The 16,077-nt window shown below is 64.7% G+C and carries 16 protein-coding genes; 11 read left to right on the top strand and 5 right to left on the bottom strand.

Annotated elements, in window-relative coordinates; translation table 11 throughout:
* Positions 1 to 201: 201 nt before the first annotated feature.
* Positions 202 to 1,164 carry an NAD(P)H-quinone oxidoreductase gene (locus ACUCV0_RS03975; RefSeq protein ID WP_482212054.1) on the bottom strand — a complete coding sequence of 321 codons (963 nt, stop codon included), beginning with the start codon at positions 1,162 to 1,164 and terminating at the stop codon, positions 202 to 204.
* A 241-nt stretch (positions 1,165 to 1,405) separates the two neighbouring features.
* On the opposite strand from ACUCV0_RS03975, the gene ACUCV0_RS03970 reads away from it, so the two are divergent.
* Entirely contained in the window at positions 1,406 to 3,487 is a 2,082-nt protein-coding gene (locus ACUCV0_RS03970) for a carboxy terminal-processing peptidase (RefSeq protein ID WP_059314498.1), read from the top strand.
* Between the two features lie 92 nt (positions 3,488 to 3,579).
* Entirely contained in the window at positions 3,580 to 5,325 is a 1,746-nt protein-coding gene (locus ACUCV0_RS03965; protein ID WP_482212053.1) for a bifunctional diguanylate cyclase/phosphodiesterase, read from the top strand.
* Positions 5,326 to 5,328: 3 nt separating this feature from the next.
* On the opposite strand, the gene ACUCV0_RS03960 is transcribed toward ACUCV0_RS03965, so the two are convergent.
* The 3 genes from ACUCV0_RS03960 to bamJ all read right to left on the bottom strand — a co-directional run bounded on the left by ACUCV0_RS03960 (position 5,329) and on the right by bamJ (position 7,094).
* Positions 5,329 to 5,700: a hypothetical protein gene (locus tag ACUCV0_RS03960; RefSeq protein ID WP_271654578.1), complete on the bottom strand. Its 372-nt coding sequence runs from the start codon at positions 5,698 to 5,700 to the stop codon at positions 5,329 to 5,331.
* Positions 5,701 to 5,706: 6 nt separating this feature from the next.
* Complete coding sequence (locus tag ACUCV0_RS03955; RefSeq protein WP_482212052.1) at positions 5,707 to 6,171, bottom strand: YkvA family protein; 465 nt, start codon at positions 6,169 to 6,171, stop codon at positions 5,707 to 5,709.
* Positions 6,172 to 6,320: 149 nt separating this feature from the next.
* Entirely contained in the window at positions 6,321 to 7,094 is a 774-nt protein-coding gene (bamJ, locus tag ACUCV0_RS03950) for a BamJ family beta-barrel-assembly machinery protein (protein ID WP_482212051.1), read from the bottom strand.
* 256 nt (positions 7,095 to 7,350) lie between these two features.
* Here bamJ and ACUCV0_RS03945 point away from each other — a divergent pair, with 256 nt between their 5' ends.
* From ACUCV0_RS03945 to ACUCV0_RS03910, 8 genes are all read left to right on the top strand, one after another.
* Positions 7,351 to 7,641: a hypothetical protein gene (locus ACUCV0_RS03945; RefSeq protein ID WP_271654576.1), complete on the top strand. Its 291-nt coding sequence runs from the start codon at positions 7,351 to 7,353 to the stop codon at positions 7,639 to 7,641.
* A 63-nt stretch (positions 7,642 to 7,704) separates the two neighbouring features.
* Entirely contained in the window at positions 7,705 to 8,379 is a 675-nt protein-coding gene (locus tag ACUCV0_RS03940; protein ID WP_434776349.1) for an ABC transporter ATP-binding protein, read from the top strand.
* Positions 8,376 to 10,835 carry an FtsX-like permease family protein gene (locus tag ACUCV0_RS03935; RefSeq protein WP_482212050.1) on the top strand — a complete coding sequence of 820 codons (2,460 nt, stop codon included), beginning with the start codon at positions 8,376 to 8,378 and terminating at the stop codon, positions 10,833 to 10,835. Before ACUCV0_RS03940 ends, ACUCV0_RS03935 begins: the two co-directional genes overlap by 4 nt.
* Positions 10,825 to 11,877 (top strand): lipocalin-like domain-containing protein, encoded by a 1,053-nt coding sequence (locus ACUCV0_RS03930; protein WP_482212049.1) that lies wholly within the window; start codon positions 10,825 to 10,827, stop codon positions 11,875 to 11,877. Before ACUCV0_RS03935 ends, ACUCV0_RS03930 begins: the two co-directional genes overlap by 11 nt.
* A gap of 123 nt (positions 11,878 to 12,000) precedes the next feature.
* Positions 12,001 to 12,312 carry a DUF6482 family protein gene (locus ACUCV0_RS03925; protein ID WP_059314484.1) on the top strand — a complete coding sequence of 104 codons (312 nt, stop codon included), beginning with the start codon at positions 12,001 to 12,003 and terminating at the stop codon, positions 12,310 to 12,312.
* Positions 12,313 to 12,475: 163 nt separating this feature from the next.
* On the top strand, positions 12,476 to 12,898 hold the full coding sequence (locus tag ACUCV0_RS03920) for a DUF4440 domain-containing protein (RefSeq protein ID WP_059314483.1): 423 nt from the start codon (positions 12,476 to 12,478) through the stop codon (positions 12,896 to 12,898).
* 143 nt (positions 12,899 to 13,041) lie between these two features.
* Positions 13,042 to 14,067, top strand: coding sequence for a TerC family protein (locus ACUCV0_RS03915; protein WP_482212048.1), 1,026 nt, complete (start codon positions 13,042 to 13,044; stop codon positions 14,065 to 14,067).
* A 13-nt stretch (positions 14,068 to 14,080) separates the two neighbouring features.
* Complete coding sequence (locus ACUCV0_RS03910) at positions 14,081 to 14,368, top strand: hypothetical protein (RefSeq protein WP_059314481.1); 288 nt, start codon at positions 14,081 to 14,083, stop codon at positions 14,366 to 14,368.
* A 259-nt stretch (positions 14,369 to 14,627) separates the two neighbouring features.
* On the opposite strand, the gene ACUCV0_RS03905 is transcribed toward ACUCV0_RS03910, so the two are convergent.
* Complete coding sequence (locus tag ACUCV0_RS03905; RefSeq protein WP_313648771.1) at positions 14,628 to 15,101, bottom strand: GreA/GreB family elongation factor; 474 nt, start codon at positions 15,099 to 15,101, stop codon at positions 14,628 to 14,630.
* A gap of 141 nt (positions 15,102 to 15,242) precedes the next feature.
* On the opposite strand from ACUCV0_RS03905, the gene ACUCV0_RS03900 reads away from it, so the two are divergent.
* On the top strand, positions 15,243 to 16,076 hold the full coding sequence (locus ACUCV0_RS03900) for a DUF1206 domain-containing protein (protein WP_059314479.1): 834 nt from the start codon (positions 15,243 to 15,245) through the stop codon (positions 16,074 to 16,076).
* Position 16,077: the final 1 nt, after the last annotated feature.

Genomic DNA, 16,077 nt, shown 5'->3' with positions numbered 1-16,077 from the left:
GTCCGCTCCTACAGGGCTTAAATTCCGTAGGGTGGATAACGGCGCAGCCTTATCCACGAGTCTGGCGCGCCGAAGGCATAGTGGAGAACCCGACGCGGTTTTCCACGCTACGAGATATCGCGGCCATGTGCCGCTCCTAAGGGAGACGAGGCTTCCTTAGGAGCAGCAGGCCGCCATGGCCGCGATCACCCTAGCTGGGCATCACTCCAACCCTTCGTCCAGCACCAGCACCACCTTGCCGTTCACCTCGTTGCTTTCCAGGGCGGCAAAGGCGGCTTCGGCGTTCTGGGCGGTGAAGCGACGTTCCAGGTTGACGTTCAGCTTGCCTTCGGCGAACAACGGCCAGACCTTGGCTTCCAGCGATCTCATGGTCTTGGCCTTGAATTCGACCGAGCGGTTGCGCAGGGTCGAGCCGATGATGCGGATGCGCTTGCCGAGCACCTTGCCCAGATCCATTTCGGCCTGGCGACCGCCCATGAGGCCGATCAGCACCCAGCGCCCATCCTGGCCCAGCAGATCCAGGTTGAGCGATGCATAGTTGGCCCCGACCGGATCGAGGATGACGTGGAAGGGCGCGAAATCACGCAGCCCCTCCAGATCGGTCTTGCGCAGCACCCCGCCCTCGGCGCCAAGACGCTCGCAGTGGGCCAGACGATCCTGCGAGCCGACACTGACCCAGCAGGGATTGCCGAAGGCCTTGCACAGCTGGATGGCGGCCGAACCAACGCCGCTGGCGCCGGCGTGCAACAGCACCTTCTCGCCCGGCTGCAGCGCGGCCAGATCGAACAGATTGCTCCAGGCGGTCGCCCAGACTTCGGGCAGTGCCGCCGCCTCGATCAAGGACAGACCTTCCGGTACGGACGCCGCCTGGCGACCGTCAACCACTACCTCGCTGGCCATGCCACCCCCGGCCAGCAGGGCGCAGACCCGATCGCCCACCTGCCAGCGCGAATCCGCCATGGTTTCGCTGACCACCCCGGCGCATTCGAGACCCAGGGTGGCCGGCGCACCGGGCGGCGGCGGGTAGTTGCCCGCCAGCTGCAACAGGTCGGCGCGGTTGAGACCTGCGGCCGCGACCTTGATGCGAATTTCCCCAGGCGCCAGAGCGCGAGCGCTCAGTGACTGCCATTCCAGTTGCCCTTCGATACCTTGCAATGCGTTCACGGTGCCTCCATAGTGGCTCAGGCTTTGACGAAAAGCGCCTGCATCGACGGGTTCTGCGTGAGTCGAGCGGACCGGAAGATGCGGGGCTGTCACAGCCATCCCTTCCTATCGCCTCTATCTCTCGCGCTGACCGCCGCCAGACGACTTTCGTCAGTGCCTGTCATATGTCCCCTGGCCGCGGAACCGCCCGGGCCGGGTGGGGCCTATAGCCTATTCCTTTCCGTGCATTAGTCGAATACACATGAAGCAGCTCTTGTCCCGTACCGCCCTCGTTGTCCTGCTTGGCGTCAGCGCAACGCCCCTCTTCGCCAAGCCCAACGCGCCGGTTGGCGCCGAGAAGCTGCAACCCGACCGTGATCAGGTGATCGCCAGCCTCAACATCGTCGAGCTGCTCAAGCGTCATCATTACAGCAAGCCGCCGCTCAACGATGCTCAGTCGATCAAGATCTACGACAGCTATCTGAAGATGCTTGATCCCGGCCGGCTGTATTTCAATGCGGCCGACATTCGCGAATTCGATGCGGCGCGCACGCGCTTCGATGATTACCTCAAGCAGGGCAATCTCGAACCGGGCTTCGCCATCTACCGTCGTTACGCCCAGCGCATGACCGAGCGGCTGAACTATGGTCTGGGCCTGCTCAACGCCGGCATCGGCAAGCTCGACTTCACCGCCGACGAGTCCTTCGACACCAATCGCGAAAAGGCTGCCTGGCCGGCGGATACCGCCGCGCTGGACGATCTCTGGCATCGCAAGCTCAAGGACGAAGTCCTGCGCCTGCGCCTGTCCGGCAAGACCGATCAGCAGATCCAGCAGCAGCTGACCAAGAGGTACAAGAATCAGCTGGCGCGCCTCAACCAGACCCGTAGCGAAGACGTCTTCCAGACCTACATCAACGCCTTCGCCGAGTCCTATGATCCGCATACCCAGTACCTCTCGCCGGAAAGCGCGGAAAACTTCGACATCAACATGAGTCTGTCGCTGGAAGGCATCGGTGCGGTGCTGCAAAACGACAACGACTACGTGCAGATCCTGCGTCTGGTGCCGGCGGGCCCGGCGGATAAGTCCAAGCAGATCGCTCCGGCGGACAAGATCGTCGGCGTCGCCCAGGGCGATGGTGAAATGGTCGACGTGGTCGGCTGGCGCCTGGACGAAGTGGTCAAGCTGATCCGCGGGCCCAAGGGCTCCAAGGTGCGGCTGGAGATCATCCCCGCGAGCAATGCGCCGAACGACCAGAAGACCAAGGTCGTCGCCATTACCCGCGAAGCGGTCAAGCTCGAAGAGCAGGCTGCCCAGAAGCACGTCATCGACGTTCCCCACGAGGGCAAGCACTACAAGCTCGGCGTGATCGACGTGCCGGCCTTCTACCTGGACTTCAAGGCCTATCGCGCTGGCGACCCGAACTACAAGAGCACCACGCGTGACGTGAAGAAGCTCATCGGCGAACTGCAGAAGGAAAAGGTCGACGGCATCGTCCTGGACCTGCGCAACAACGGCGGTGGCTCCCTGCAGGAAGCTACCGAGCTGACCGGCCTGTTCATCGACCAGGGTCCCACCGTGCTGGTACGCAATGGCGACGGCAAGGTCGAGGTGCTGGCCGATGACGAAGGTGGCGCCTTCTACAAGGGCCCGCTGACCGTGCTGGTCAATCGCCTGTCCGCTTCGGCCTCGGAGATCTTCGCCGGCGCCATGCAGGACTATCACCGCGCCCTGATCGTCGGCGGCCAGACCTTCGGCAAGGGCACCGTGCAGACCATCCAGCCACTCAACCACGGCGAGCTGAAACTGACCATCGCCAAGTTTTACCGCGTTTCCGGCCAGAGCACCCAGCACCAGGGCGTCCTGCCGGACATCGACTACCCGGCAGTGGTGGACACCAAGCAAATCGGCGAGAGCGCCCTGCCCGATTCCATGCCCTGGGACACCATCGCCCCAGCGGTAACCGGCCTGAGCAACCCCTTCGCCAACTACCTGCCGGACCTGGTCAAGCGCCATGACGTGCGGATACAGAAGGATCCGGATTTCATCTTCGCCCGGGAACGGCTCAAGCTGGCCCAGGAGCTGGCGGCGGATACCACCGTCAGCCTCAACGAGCAGAAGCGTCGCGCCGAACAGACCGCGCTGGATAATCGCCAGCTGGCCATGGAAAACGAGCGACGCAAGGGCAAGGGTGAAGCCCCGCTCAAGGAGCTGAAGAAGATCGACGAAGACAATCCGGCGATCGATGACGACAAGACCAAGCCCCAGGACGACGCCTACCTGATGGAATCCGGTCACGTGCTGCTGGACTATCTGGACCTGAGCAAGACGCCGCCCAAGCGCTGACATCAAAGCGTCATATCTCTGTCGTGAAATGCCCGGGGGTCGCCAAGTGCGACCCCCGGGCATTTTCGTTTTCGGGTTCTTGCAGGCTTACCATGACGCTTAACGACCAGGCTGGAGTGTTGGATCGCATTCTCGTCAACCGCGAGTTGCATTCGCTCTTTCAACCCATAGTGTCCTTGAGCGAACGACGCATCCTGGGCTATGAAGCCCTCATCCGGGGAGCTTCCAATACGCCCCTGCACTCCCCGCTGCCGCTCTATGCCACCGCCCGCCAGGCCGGTCGGCTCTCCGAGCTGGAAATCGCCGCGCGTCACCAGTCCTGCCAGAGCTTTCGCGAACTGGCGCTGGACGGTCTGCTGTTTCTCAATGTCTGCCCGGAAACCCTGCTGGAGCCGGCGCACCAGTCCGGCCAGACCCTCAAGCTGCTGCAGCGCCTCGGACTCTCCCCCGCCCAGGTGGTGATCGAACTGACCGAACAGGCGCCCATCGACGACTTCGCGCTACTGGCCACCGCCCTGCACCACTACCGCGCCATGGGCTTCTCCATCGCCCTCGACGACCTGGGTGCCGGCTACTCCAGCCTCAGGCGCTGGTCGGAATTACGTCCGGACTTCGTCAAGATCGATCGGCACTTCATCGAGTCGATCCATCGCGACAAGGTGAAACGCGAGTTCGTCGGCTCCATCCTGAAGATGGCAGAGGTCTCTCGGGCCAAGGTGATCGCCGAAGGCATCGAAACCCACGAAGAGCTGTCCACCCTGGCGAACATGGGCGTCGATCTGGTGCAGGGCTACCTGCTGGGTCGCCCAACCGCGACGCCACCCCGTGAAATTCAGACCCTGTTACCGGTCATGATCACCCGCAGCCCGGACCTCGCCGAGGAATCGACCACTGTAGCCAGCCTCAGGGTGGAACAGGTCGCCGTGGGTGAAGACATGCTGATCCCCGACGTGCTGGAGCGCTTTCGCCTGCAACCCAGCCTCAATACCCTGGCGGTGGTGGATAGCGATGACCGCCCGGTGGGCATCGTTCATCACCACGAACTGAGCTCGGCACTGCTCAAACCCTTCGCCCACGAGGTGTTCGCCCGCAAACCCATCGCCCGGCTGATGAGCCAGGACTTCCTCGCCAGCGAGAGCACGCAGTCGCTGCAACAGGTCAGCCGCCTGCTCACCACTCGCGCCCGCCAGCGGATCGAAGAAGACTTCATCATCACCGAGGGCGGTCGCTATGTCGGCGTAGGCCGGGTGATGGATGTCTTGCGCCTGATCACCGAGCAGCGCATCCAGCAGGCCAAACACGCCAACCCCTTGACCCAGCTGCCGGGCAACGTGCCCATCCAGCAATGCCTGACCCGCCTGCTGGATCAGCAGCGTGAAGCCGTCGTGTGCTATGTCGACATCGACGGCTTCAAGCCCTTCAACGACCTCTATGGCTATGCCAAGGGTGACGAGGTGCTGCTGTGCTTGGCGCAGACTCTTTCCGAGCGCCTGGACCCACAGCAGGATTTCGTCGGCCATATCGGCGGCGACGACTTCCTGGTGGTGTTGGGCTCGACGGACTGGCGGCAGCGGCTCAATGGCCTGATGGCAGCCTTCCAGGAGCGTTGCCGCCACTTCTATCGCAGCGAACACCTGGAGGCCGGCTGCTTCCTGGCTTACGACCGGGACGGTCGCCGGCGGGAGTATCCACTGCTGTCGTTATCGCTTGGCGTGGTGGAGCTGGACAAGGACGCCGGCAAGCGGGTGGACGCCAGCGGGCTGGCTGGTCTGGCCTCGGAAGCCAAGCGCAATGCCAAACTGGTTCCCGGCTACAGCCTGCACCTGATGCGCGCCTGACGCCTATTCCTGGCGGTGATCGGGATAGCGGTGTTCGAACACCCGGGTTACTTCCGCCGCGTGCCAGCTAACCGCATCGGTCACCGGTGGCGAGCCTTCCAGGGCGCCTAGTCGCATTGCACAGTCGAAGAAGCCTTCACGAGGGATGCGGGTGCCGCTCTGGCTCACCACCAGGGCACTGCGCAAGGGGCGCCCCTCGCGACGGTCCAGGGCGGCCAGGTACTCCAGGGCGGTCGTCAGGGTCACCATCGCCGGCTGGGGTAGGCCCAGCCGCTCGATCACCGAGCGATAGGTCAGCAGGCTACGGCTACGCCTGGCGCTTTCCAGTTCGTCCAGCAAGGCCAACCAATGCTGGCGGCTGATACGTACGCTCAAGAGTCCCTAGTCCCGCAGTTGATCGAGAGCGACACCTGTCGCCGGCCGCTCATGCTTGTCAGGCAGCGCTGCCAGGGCAGCCTGCTGGCTCGCGGTACGGTTGGCGCGCCAGGCACGAAAGCCGTCCAGCTCATCACTGCAGGCCTTGCCGATCCAGGCGAGGACGGCGAGGTCGTCGAGCAGCCCGAACATGGGCACCCAGTCGGGAATCAGGTCGATGGGCAACAGGAAGTAGACCAGACCGCCAGCGACGGTCAGCAGCGTCTTGCGACTGACCCCGCGATACTGGCCGCGCCACCAGGCCAGCAGCAGCTGATGGAACAGGCTCAGGGTATCGCGTGCCTCGCCCAGCTTGAGGCCACGCTTGCTGGTCTTGCGTGCGACCCCCAGCAACAGGGCCGGCAGTCGGCCACGGACCAGCAGCCGTTGGGCGATACCAAGATAGCGATCAAAATTCTTCGGCGGCTTCATGGACACCTCTGGCAGGAGACAACGTTGGGCAGGGGCCTGTTTGGCACAGGGCCTCGCACCTCAACTTTGATCGCGCCGCCGCCTCAGGGTTTCCCGGCGCCCAATGTAAAACGCCCTGCAAGCAGGGCGTTTGGCGGAGCGGCAGCAGCTTACTTCTTGGCCGGAGCCTTTTCGGCAGCAGCCGGAGCATCGGCAGCCGGAGCGGCCGGAGCGTCTTCGGTGTCCGCGGCGGCGGCGTCCTTGATGCCCAGCAGTTCCAGGTCGAATACCAGCACGGAGTTGGCCGGAATCGCCGGGCTCGGGCTCTGGGCGCCGTAGGCCAGCTCGGAAGGAATGTACAGCTTGACCTTCTCGCCGACATGCATCAGTTGCAGCGCCTCGACCCAGCCCGGGATCACGCCGTTGACCGGCAGATCGATCGGGGTGCCACGCTTGATGGAGCTGTCGAACACGGTGCCGTCGACCAGCTTGCCCTCGTAGTGCACGGTGACCACGTCGGTGGGCTTGGGCTGCGGGCCATCGCCCTTCTTGACCACTTCGTACTGCAGGCCGGAGGCGGTGGTGACCACGCCAGGCTTCTTGCCGTTTTCCTCGAGGAATTTCTTGCCGGCCTTGGCGTTGTCTTCGCTGACCTTGGTCATCTTCTCTTCGGCACGCTTCTGCAGCGCGGCGAAGGCCTCGGTGAGCTGTTGATCGGTCAGCTTCTGATCCTTCTTGCCTACCGCGTCTTCGATACCCAGAGCAACGGCCTTGGGATCCAGGTCATCGATACCTTCCTGAGCCAGGCTCTTGCCCATGTTCAGACCGATGCCGTAGGACGCCTTCTGAGCCGGGCTTTCCAGCTCGACCTTGGGCTTGGAGTCGCAGCCGCTCAGAACCAGACCCACCAGGGCCACTGCTGCTGCCAACCGATACTGTTTCATGTTGATTCCTTATCCGTGCGCATCGTGCGCGTTTCAAAAACCTGATCGAGCTTACAAGGAGACCTGCTCGCTTGCCATCGCCAGGCCTCTAAATGGCTGCAAAGGATAAGATTTCAAGCTTAGGTCTGCCTGAACATCGCGTGAACAAGCGGCAGGCAGCCCCTGCGACGTCTTGTCCGAGGCGCCCGAGCAGTGGCGACCGGCACGAGTCCAGGCGTTAAACTAGCGCCTTCTTCCGTGCCTGCCAGAGACCTCCATGTTCGAGCCCAACGATCTGAACCGTCCGCCCCTCGACCTCGCTCGCGAATCGCGCAAGGCCGCGGGCTACGGCCTGCTGTACTCGGTGCTGCTGGCGATCGGTATCCTGCTCTATCACCACTGGGTACCCGGCGCCTTCCCGGGCAGCCTGCTGGAGATGTCCATGGCCCTGCCCATCATTCTGTTCGCCGGTAGCGCCGTGTACTACCTCACCATGGTGCGCAAGTGCGAGCGCCTGCAACGCGAGGAAGACGAAAAAGCCGGCAAGGTCAAAACCAAACGTCACTAGCCACGCTGAACGTCGCCGCCCACGTCCGGTCGATTGCAGACCACGACCGGCGCTGGAGGCGCGATGCTGACCATCACCGATCTGCACAAGAGTTATCCAACCCCCCAGGGCCCATTGCCGGTGCTACGTGGCGTGGATCTCAGCCTGGCCCGGGGTGCCAGCCTGGCGCTGATGGGCGAATCCGGCAGTGGCAAGAGCACACTGCTGCACCTGGTCGCCGGCCTGGACCGTTCTGACCGCGGTCGTATCGAGGCTAATGGCCAGGTGCTTTCCAGCCTCAACGAAAGAGCCCTGGCCGCCTGGCGCCGCGAGGGCATCGGCCTGATCTTCCAACAATTCAACCTCATCGCCAGCCTGACGGTGGCCGATAACCTCGCCTTCCAGGCAAGGCTGGCCGGTCGCCATGATGCCCATTGGCAGGCCGAGCTGGCCGAGCGCCTGGGTCTGGCCGACCTGCTGGATCGCTACCCCGAGCAGCTGTCCGGTGGACAGCAGCAACGCGTGGCCCTGGGGCGCGCCCTGGCCTCGCGCCCGCCGCTGCTGCTGGCCGATGAACCCACCGGCAACCTGGACGAGGCGAGCGGCGACCAGGCCCTCGCGCTGATGCTGGAGCTGGTGGGCGAAACCGGCAGCAGCCTGCTGATGGTCACCCACAGCGCGCGCATCGCCGGTCATCTCGATCGCACCCTGCACTTGGAACGGGGTCGCCTCGGCGGCGTCACCGTGCCCCCAGCATGAGGCTGCTCTATTGGAGTCTGCGTAGCCTGGTCAGCCACTGGCGGCGGCATCCCCTGCAGCTCGTCGGACTGCTGGCAGGACTCTGGCTCGCGACCACCCTATTGATCGGGGTGCTGGCACTCAACGCCCAGGCCCGGCAGAGCTATGCCCAGGCCAGCGCCCTGTTCGGCGCCGACCAGTCCAGCCTGGAGACCCGCGACGGCAAGCGCTTTCCCCAATCGCTGTTCGTCGAGCTGCGTCGCCAGGGCTGGCCGGTATCTCCCGTGTTGCAGGGTCGCCTGGCGCTGGCCGGACACGAACGCCCGGTACCGCTGCTGGGCATAGAACCTGTCACCCTGCCCAGCGACCAGGGCGTCGCAGCCAGCGCCCCGCCCGAGGCGCTATTCGACTTTCTCAGTCCGGCGGGTGCCACCTGGGTCGCACCGGAAACCTTGCGTGAATGGCACCTCCAGGCCAACGAGGTATTGCACCGGGCGGACGGCCTGGCCCTGCCGCCCCTGCAGCCCCGCCCCGGGCTGGCACCTGGCACCCTGGTAGTGGACATCGGTCAGGCCCAGCGCCTGCTGGAGGCTCCCGAGCAGCTCTCCCGACTGATCATGCCAAAGGCCTTCCAACGCGACCTGCCCAGGCTCGACGGCGAGCCACTGCAGCGGGTGGAAAACGACCAGGGCGCCGAACTGGATCGGTTGACCGACAGCTTCCACCTCAACCTGCTGGCGCTTGGCCTGCTGGCCTTTGCCGTAGGTTTGTTCATCGTCCACGCGGCGACTGGCCTGGCCCTGGAACAACGGCGCTCGCTACTGCGCACGCTGCGGGCCTGCGGGCTGTCCGCCTCGACCCTGGTCCTGGCACTGACCCTGGAACTTGCGCTCATCGCGCTGGTGGCGGGCGCCCTGGGCGTGGCCAGTGGCTACGCCCTGGCCGCGCTGCTGCTGCCGGACGTAGCGGCCAGCCTGCGCGGGCTCTATGGCGCCGAAGTCGCCGGCACCCTGACCCTGAGCCCGGCCTGGTGGCTGGCGGGCCTCGGCCTCAGCCTGGGCGGTGCCCTGCTGGCGGGCGCCGATGGTCTCTGGCGTGCGGCACGCCTGCCCTTGCTGGCTCTCGCCCAAGGCGAAGCCTGGCGCGCGGCCCACGGCCGCTGGCTCCGACGCCAGGCTTTGGCCGCTGTGCTGGTAGGGCTGGTGGCGCTGGGTCTTCTGCTGGGAGGCAACAGCCTGGCCAGTGGCCTCGCCTTGCTCGGCTGCCTCCTGCTGGCGGCTGCCCTGGCGTTGCCACCCCTGCTGAGCGCCTTGCTGGACCTGTCGCTCAAACGGGCCCGTCGACCACTGGCACGGTGGTTCCTGGCCGATGCCCGGCAACAGCTCCCGGGGCTGTCCCAGGCCTTGATGGCGCTGCTCCTGGCCCTGGCGGCAAACGTCGGCGCCGGCAGCATGACCGAGGGCTTTCGTCGCACCTTCGACGCCTGGCTCGATCAGCGCCTGGCCGCCGAACTCTATCTGCGCCCAGCGGACGCCAAGGAGGCAACCGCCCTGCTCGACTGGCTGCCCCGGCAGCCCAGCGTGCGCGCCGTGCTGCCGGTGTACGAGCTGGAGACCAGACTGCAGGGCCAGCCGACTACCCTAAGCGCTGTAGTGGACGCTGACCTCTATCGCGAGCACTGGCCACTGCTCGATGCCGGTGGCGACGCCTGGACGCCCTTCTTCGCGGGCGAGGGAGTGATGCTCAGCGAACAACTGGCCCGGCACCTTCAGCTAGCCAAGGGACAGCCTGTCGAACTGCTGGGCAGCCAGGGACGCTGGTCCGCCCCCGTACTCGCCACCTACGCCGACTACGGCAATCCCCACGGACATCTGCTGCTGTCCCAGGCGCGTCTGCGGGCGCTATGGCCAGACGCCACCCTGGTTCGCATCGTCATTCGCATGGCACCCGACCAGGTGGAGGCCTTGCGAGCAGGTCTGCAGCAGCGCTTCGGCCTGGACGCCAGTCGCTCCATCGACCAGGGCCAGCTGCGCCGTTATGCCGATCAGGTCTTCGAACGCACCTTCAGCGCCACCGCCGCGCTCAATGCCCTGACCCTGGCTGTGGCCGGTCTGGCCCTGTTCATCGCCCTGCTCGGCCAGGCGCAAAGGCGCCTCGGCCAACTCGCGCCGCTCTGGGCGCTGGGCATCGAGCGTCCGCGGCTGATCTTGCTCAGTCTGGGGCAATTGCTGGGCCTTGCGCTGCTTACCCTGGCCCTCGCCATCCCCCTGGGCATCCTGCTCGCCTGGTGCCTGGTCGCCGTGGTGAACGTCCAGGCCTTTGGCTGGCGCCTGCCGCTGCAGGTCTTTCCCGGGCAACTGCTGGCGCTGTCCGCGATCGCCCTGGTGGCTACGCTGCTAGCCGCTGCCTGGCCGCTGTTGCGCCTGCAGCGCAGTCAACCCCTGGATCTGCTGCGAGAGCTCGGTAATGAACGCTAGGATCCTGCTGGTCGCGCTCCTGCTGCTCACCGGCTGCGATGACAAGCAGGCCACCAACGGCTTCGCTGGTCTTGGTCAGGGCAGCGAAAACTTCGCAGCCGTGGTCCCCGGCAAGGTCTTCAGCTTTCCGGCCGATCATGGTGCCCATCCGGATTTCCGCATCGAATGGTGGTACGTCACGGCCAACCTCAGCGACGCCGAAGGGCGTCACTATGGCGCCCAGTGGACGCTGTTTCGCAGCGCCTTGAGGCCCGGCGCCCATCAGCCTGGCTGGCGCAACGGCAATCTCTGGCTGGGCCACGCCGGTCTCACCACCGAGACGCGGCAGTTCTCCGCCCAGACCCAGGGGCGTGGCGGCATCGGCCAGGCCGGTGTGACCGCCGCACCCTTTTCTGCCTGGATCGATAACTGGAGTCTGACAGGGGACCTGGCCGGACAGGCGCAGGTCCAGGCCCAAGGTCCGGGCTTTGCCTACCGACTAGATCTCGCGGCGACCGGCCCGCTGGTGCTCCAGGGCGAAGGCGGCGTGAGTCGCAAATCCGCCAGCGGTCAGGCGTCCTACTATTACAGCCAGCCCTTCTTCCAGGCGCAGGGCGAACTGGAGATCGAAGGGCGACGCATCCCGGTCAAGGGCCAGGCCTGGCTCGATCGCGAGTGGAGCAGCCAGCACCTGGCCGCGGACCAGCTCGGCTGGGACTGGTTTTCCCTGCACCTGGACGACGGTCGCCAGCTGATGCTCTATCGCTTGCGCCAGGCTGATGGCCAGCATTACCTGTTCGGCAACCTGATCGCCGCCAACGGCCACAACCAGCCCCTGCAGCCAGGCGACATCCGCCTCACACCCCAGGCTACCCACTCGGTTGCCGGACGCGAGGTTCCGGTACGCTGGTCCATCGTCCTTCCCGGGCAGAACATCGACCTGCGCATCGTTGCCGTCAATCCCGACGCCTGGATGGCCCTGGGCACGCCCTACTGGGAAGGCCCGGTGAGCGTGGAGGGCAGTGCCAAGGGGATGGGCTATCTGGAGATGACGGGCTACTAGTGTCTTGAACAGAACGCGCGATGGCAGCAGCCGCATCGGAACTCCCGCCCCCGCTCCCGCCTCGAATCCCTATCTTCCCTGCCATTGCGCGGGGCTTGTTAGCGTGATAACCGAGGTGTCTCGATGAATGTCAAAGAGCTGAATCAGCAGATCAAGGCCGGTGCGGTCAAGGAAGTCAATCTGGTGTCCATGGAGGGTGGCTCCTACGTCATCCACGCGCTGGTGGAAGGTACCTCGATGCCGGTGGCGGATGACAAGGGTGCCACCCTGCACGTGGCTTCGGTGGAAGAAGCCCGCCGTATTCTCGATGACGTCAAGGACGTGCGGCTGTTCATCGCCCAGCCAGCGGTCTACGAAGAGATGGTCGGCCAGGACGTCACCCAGACGGACTCCCGCGAGGAAATTCCGCTGCGCTCGAAAGTGGAAAATCGCTGAGACGCCAGACACCTCCGTCGCCGGCGTCCGACGGCGACGTCCCTCCTCCATGACCTGAACGCCTCCTGCCGACATCGCCTTTAGGCAATCTGCTGCCACAACGTGCTCGTCCGAAGCGGATTGTTATATTATAACAATTCCATGCTCGCCGGAGGATTACCCTGTGTCCGTAGCCATTTCCCCTGCCCGCTCCAACGAGGAGATCGCCAGCCTCGCCGGGGCCAAGGCGGCCCTGCACACCTGGGCCGCAACCGTCGCCACCCGTGATGTGGAAGCCATTCTTGCCCTCTATGCGCCGGACGCCATTCTGGTCCCCACGCTATCCAACGAGGTGCGGGACTGCGAGGACAGCCGGCGCGAGTACTTCCGCAACTTCCTCGCCAACGAAGGACTGGTCTGCGACGTGCAGATCTTCAAGAAAAGGGTCAGCAGCAAGCTCAGCACCGTGGTCGTCGGCGGTCTCTACGTCTTTCACTACCGTGAAGGCGAGCAGGTGATCAGCGTGCCTGCGCGCTTCCTTTTCACCTTCGAGCAGATCGAAGGCCGCTGGCTGATCACCGGCCATCACTCTTCCCGGGAGGCCTGACCTAGAGCGGTTGCATTTTGTAAAACTGCCACCCTTGCCGAACGTACCCGAGTTCGAAATCCTGTCTGGGTGACCCGGGCCCCTCTGACGGCGTGTGCCGCCATGTCGAGTCATAGTCTTGAAACTTGACTAAGGAGGGGCTCATGAACGCCCTGCATGAATTTTTCTTCGCCGACTTCCTCGGCACCGCCACCTGGATGTGGCTCACCTTCTTCGCCGTAGTCATCGCCCTTCTGGCCTTCGACCTGGGTGTCCTCCACAAGGAGAACAAGCCCATCGAGGTAAAGGAGAGCCTGCTGCTGTCCGCCGGCTACATAACCGCAGGCCTGCTGTTCGCCCTCTTCGTCTGGCAGCTCAAGGGCGCCGATGCCAGCCTCGACTACGTCACCGGTTTCCTGATCGAGAAGTCGCTGTCCATGGACAATGTCTTCCTGATGGCAGTGATCTTCAGCTTCTTCGCCATCCCGCGTAAGTACCAGCACCGGGTGCTATTCTGGGGCATCCTCGGGGTGATCGTACTGCGCGCCATCATGATCGGCCTGGGCGCCGCCCTGCTCCACCAGTTCGACTGGATCCTCTATGTCTTCGGCGCCTTCCTGGTGATCACCGGGGTCAAGATGCTGTTCGCCAAGGTGGACGAAGAACCCAAGCTCGACGACAACGTCTTCATCAAATTCCTGCGCAAGAAGCTGCGGGTGACCGATGAGCTGCACGGCGAGCACTTCTTCGTGCGCCAGCCCGACGCCAGCGGCAAGACGGTGCTCTGGGTGACGCCGATGTTCCTCGCGCTGATCGTGATCGAATGCGCCGACCTGGTGTTCGCGGTGGACAGCGTGCCGGCGATCTTCGCCATCACCCAGGACCCCTTCATCGTCTATACCTCCAACGTCTTCGCCATCCTCGGCCTGCGCGCCCTGTACTTCGCCCTGGCGGCGATGATCCACCGCTTCGCCTACCTGAAGTACGCCCTGGCGCTGGTGCTGGTGTTCATCGGCTGCAAGATCTTCCTGGTGGGCATCATCGGCAAGATCCCGCCGGCGATCTCCCTGAGCGTGACCCTGGGCCTGCTGGCTGGTGGCGTACTCGTCTCGCTGTACAAGACGCGCGGCGAGGCGAAGCCTGCGTCGACCGGTCACGAAACCCGTGACTCCTTGAACAAGCCTTCGTGAACGGGAGACGACCATGAGCTTCAAAGCCACGCTCGGCCTCGCCGGCATTCTCCTGCTGCTGGGCCTCGGCGGCTGTGACAGCGCCGAGAAGGCGGCGGACAGCTTCGCCACCAAGGTGGAAGAAGCCGCTCGTGAACAGGTGCGGGAAACCCTGGGCGGGACCCTCGACGAGCTAGACAAGAAGGTCGACGAGGCCCAGAACCAGGGTCGCGCCTGGCTGGATCAGCACCGGCCCAAGCAGGAAAAGGAAGAGGCAACCCCGCCCCGGGCTACCCGATCGGTGGAGGGCGTCGAAGCCTGAGTCCTTGGTCGCAGAGGAGCGTAGGTTGGGTTGAGACGGCTCCATCGTCGAAGCCCCACAAGACCCGCACCGAAGCTAGGCCCTGTTGGGCTTCGCTAACGCTCAACCCAACCTACGGTCCTTTGGCGGCGATGCTCGTAGGTTGGGCTGAGACGGCTCCATCGTCGAAGCCCAACAGGACCCGTACCGAGGCTAGGCTCTGTTGGGCTTCACTAACGCTCAACCCAACCTACGGCAGTCCTTGGGAGCAGCCTGACGCTCAGTACACCGCCACGATCTCCTGCCGGTGCACCTTTCCTTCCACCGTCACCGCCACCTCATCACCCTCCTCGCGACCCAGCAGCGCCTGACCCAGGGGCGCGCGCGGCGAGATCACCAGCACGTCCTGGCCATCGAGCCTGACCTTGAGCCCTGCCGCGTCCGGGCCGAGGAACAGCCAGCGGCTGGACGTTGCGGTGGCCAACTCGACCAGGGCGCCGACCCGGATGCCATCGCTCATGGGTACAGGCGTCAGCGTCCGGTAGGCGGCCAGGGCCAGCTCGATCTCGTGCAGACGCCGGCGCTGGCCGTCGGCCAGATAGGCCGCTTCCAGGCCGCGGGTGTCGTACTTGTTCTCGGCCTTGCTTTCGCTATGGGTGGCCGCTTCGTGGCTGGCTGTCAGCTGCTGGCTGATGACATCACGGTCGCCTTCCAGGGCCTGAAGAATGAGGGGAAGCAGTCGCGCTTTGTCCATGAACCGGTCGCCGGGGCAAAGGGTGCGAGCCTAAGGCCAAAACCCGCCCGCTGCCAGTCCTCGGAGAACGTCCGTCCGGCCATTAGAACCCGTACGCGGGCCACCGGTCAGTACAAGGCAGAATGTAACAGGGCATAACAGATGCACACTCGTACCGGACTTACCTTGCTGGCTCGCGGCGGCTACGCCGCTCGTGGCCTCGTCTATCTCATCATCGGCGTGCTCGCCCTGCTGGCGGCGCGCGGTTCCGGCCAGCCGGCGGACAGCCATGACAGCCTGGAAGCCCTGCTCGCCCAGCCCTTCGGCCATTTCCTGGTCGGGCTGGTGGTGGTCGGCCTGGTCGCCTTTGCGGCCTGGCGCATCCTCCAGGCACTGCGCGACGTCGATGGCCATGGCAACAAGCCCAAGGGCCTGGTGATTCGCGCCGGCCTGCTGGTAGGCGGTATCACCTATGGCGCCCTCGCCTTCTTCGCCCTGGGCCTGCTGATCAGCGGCCTCCGCCAGGGTGGCGGCTCGGGTGGCGACACCAATGACTTTCTACAGATGCTGCTCAGCTGGCCCTATTCCAACCTGCTGGTGTACGTCGCCGCGTTGATCCCCCTGGGTGTAGGGCTCGCGCACTTCGTGAAGGGCTGGAAGGCCAGCTTCGAGCGCTACCTTGAGGCCAGTCCCGAACAACTGCGGCTGATCCGCCCTATCGGTCGCTTCGGCCTGATCGCCCGCGGGGTAGCCTTCGTCGAGATCGCAGTCCTGCTGGTGGTCAGCGGTTCGCGCTATCAGGCGCTGCACCCGCCAGGCATGAAGGATGCGCTGAACGGCCTGCAGAACCTGCCCTTCGGTGCGCTGATCCTGTTGGTGGTCGGCCTCGGCCTGATCGCCTTCGCCCTCTACAGCTTTGCCGAAGCCTGGTGGCGGCGTATCGAGATGGACCTGCCGGATGTGGGTGGTTCGCTACGCCAAGTATTGCCGCGCTAGC

The organism is Pseudomonas sp. VMV1 (assembly GCF_056790235.1).
Note: the sequence above shows the minus strand (reverse complement) of the source record. Positions and strands in the feature narration are given on the sequence as shown.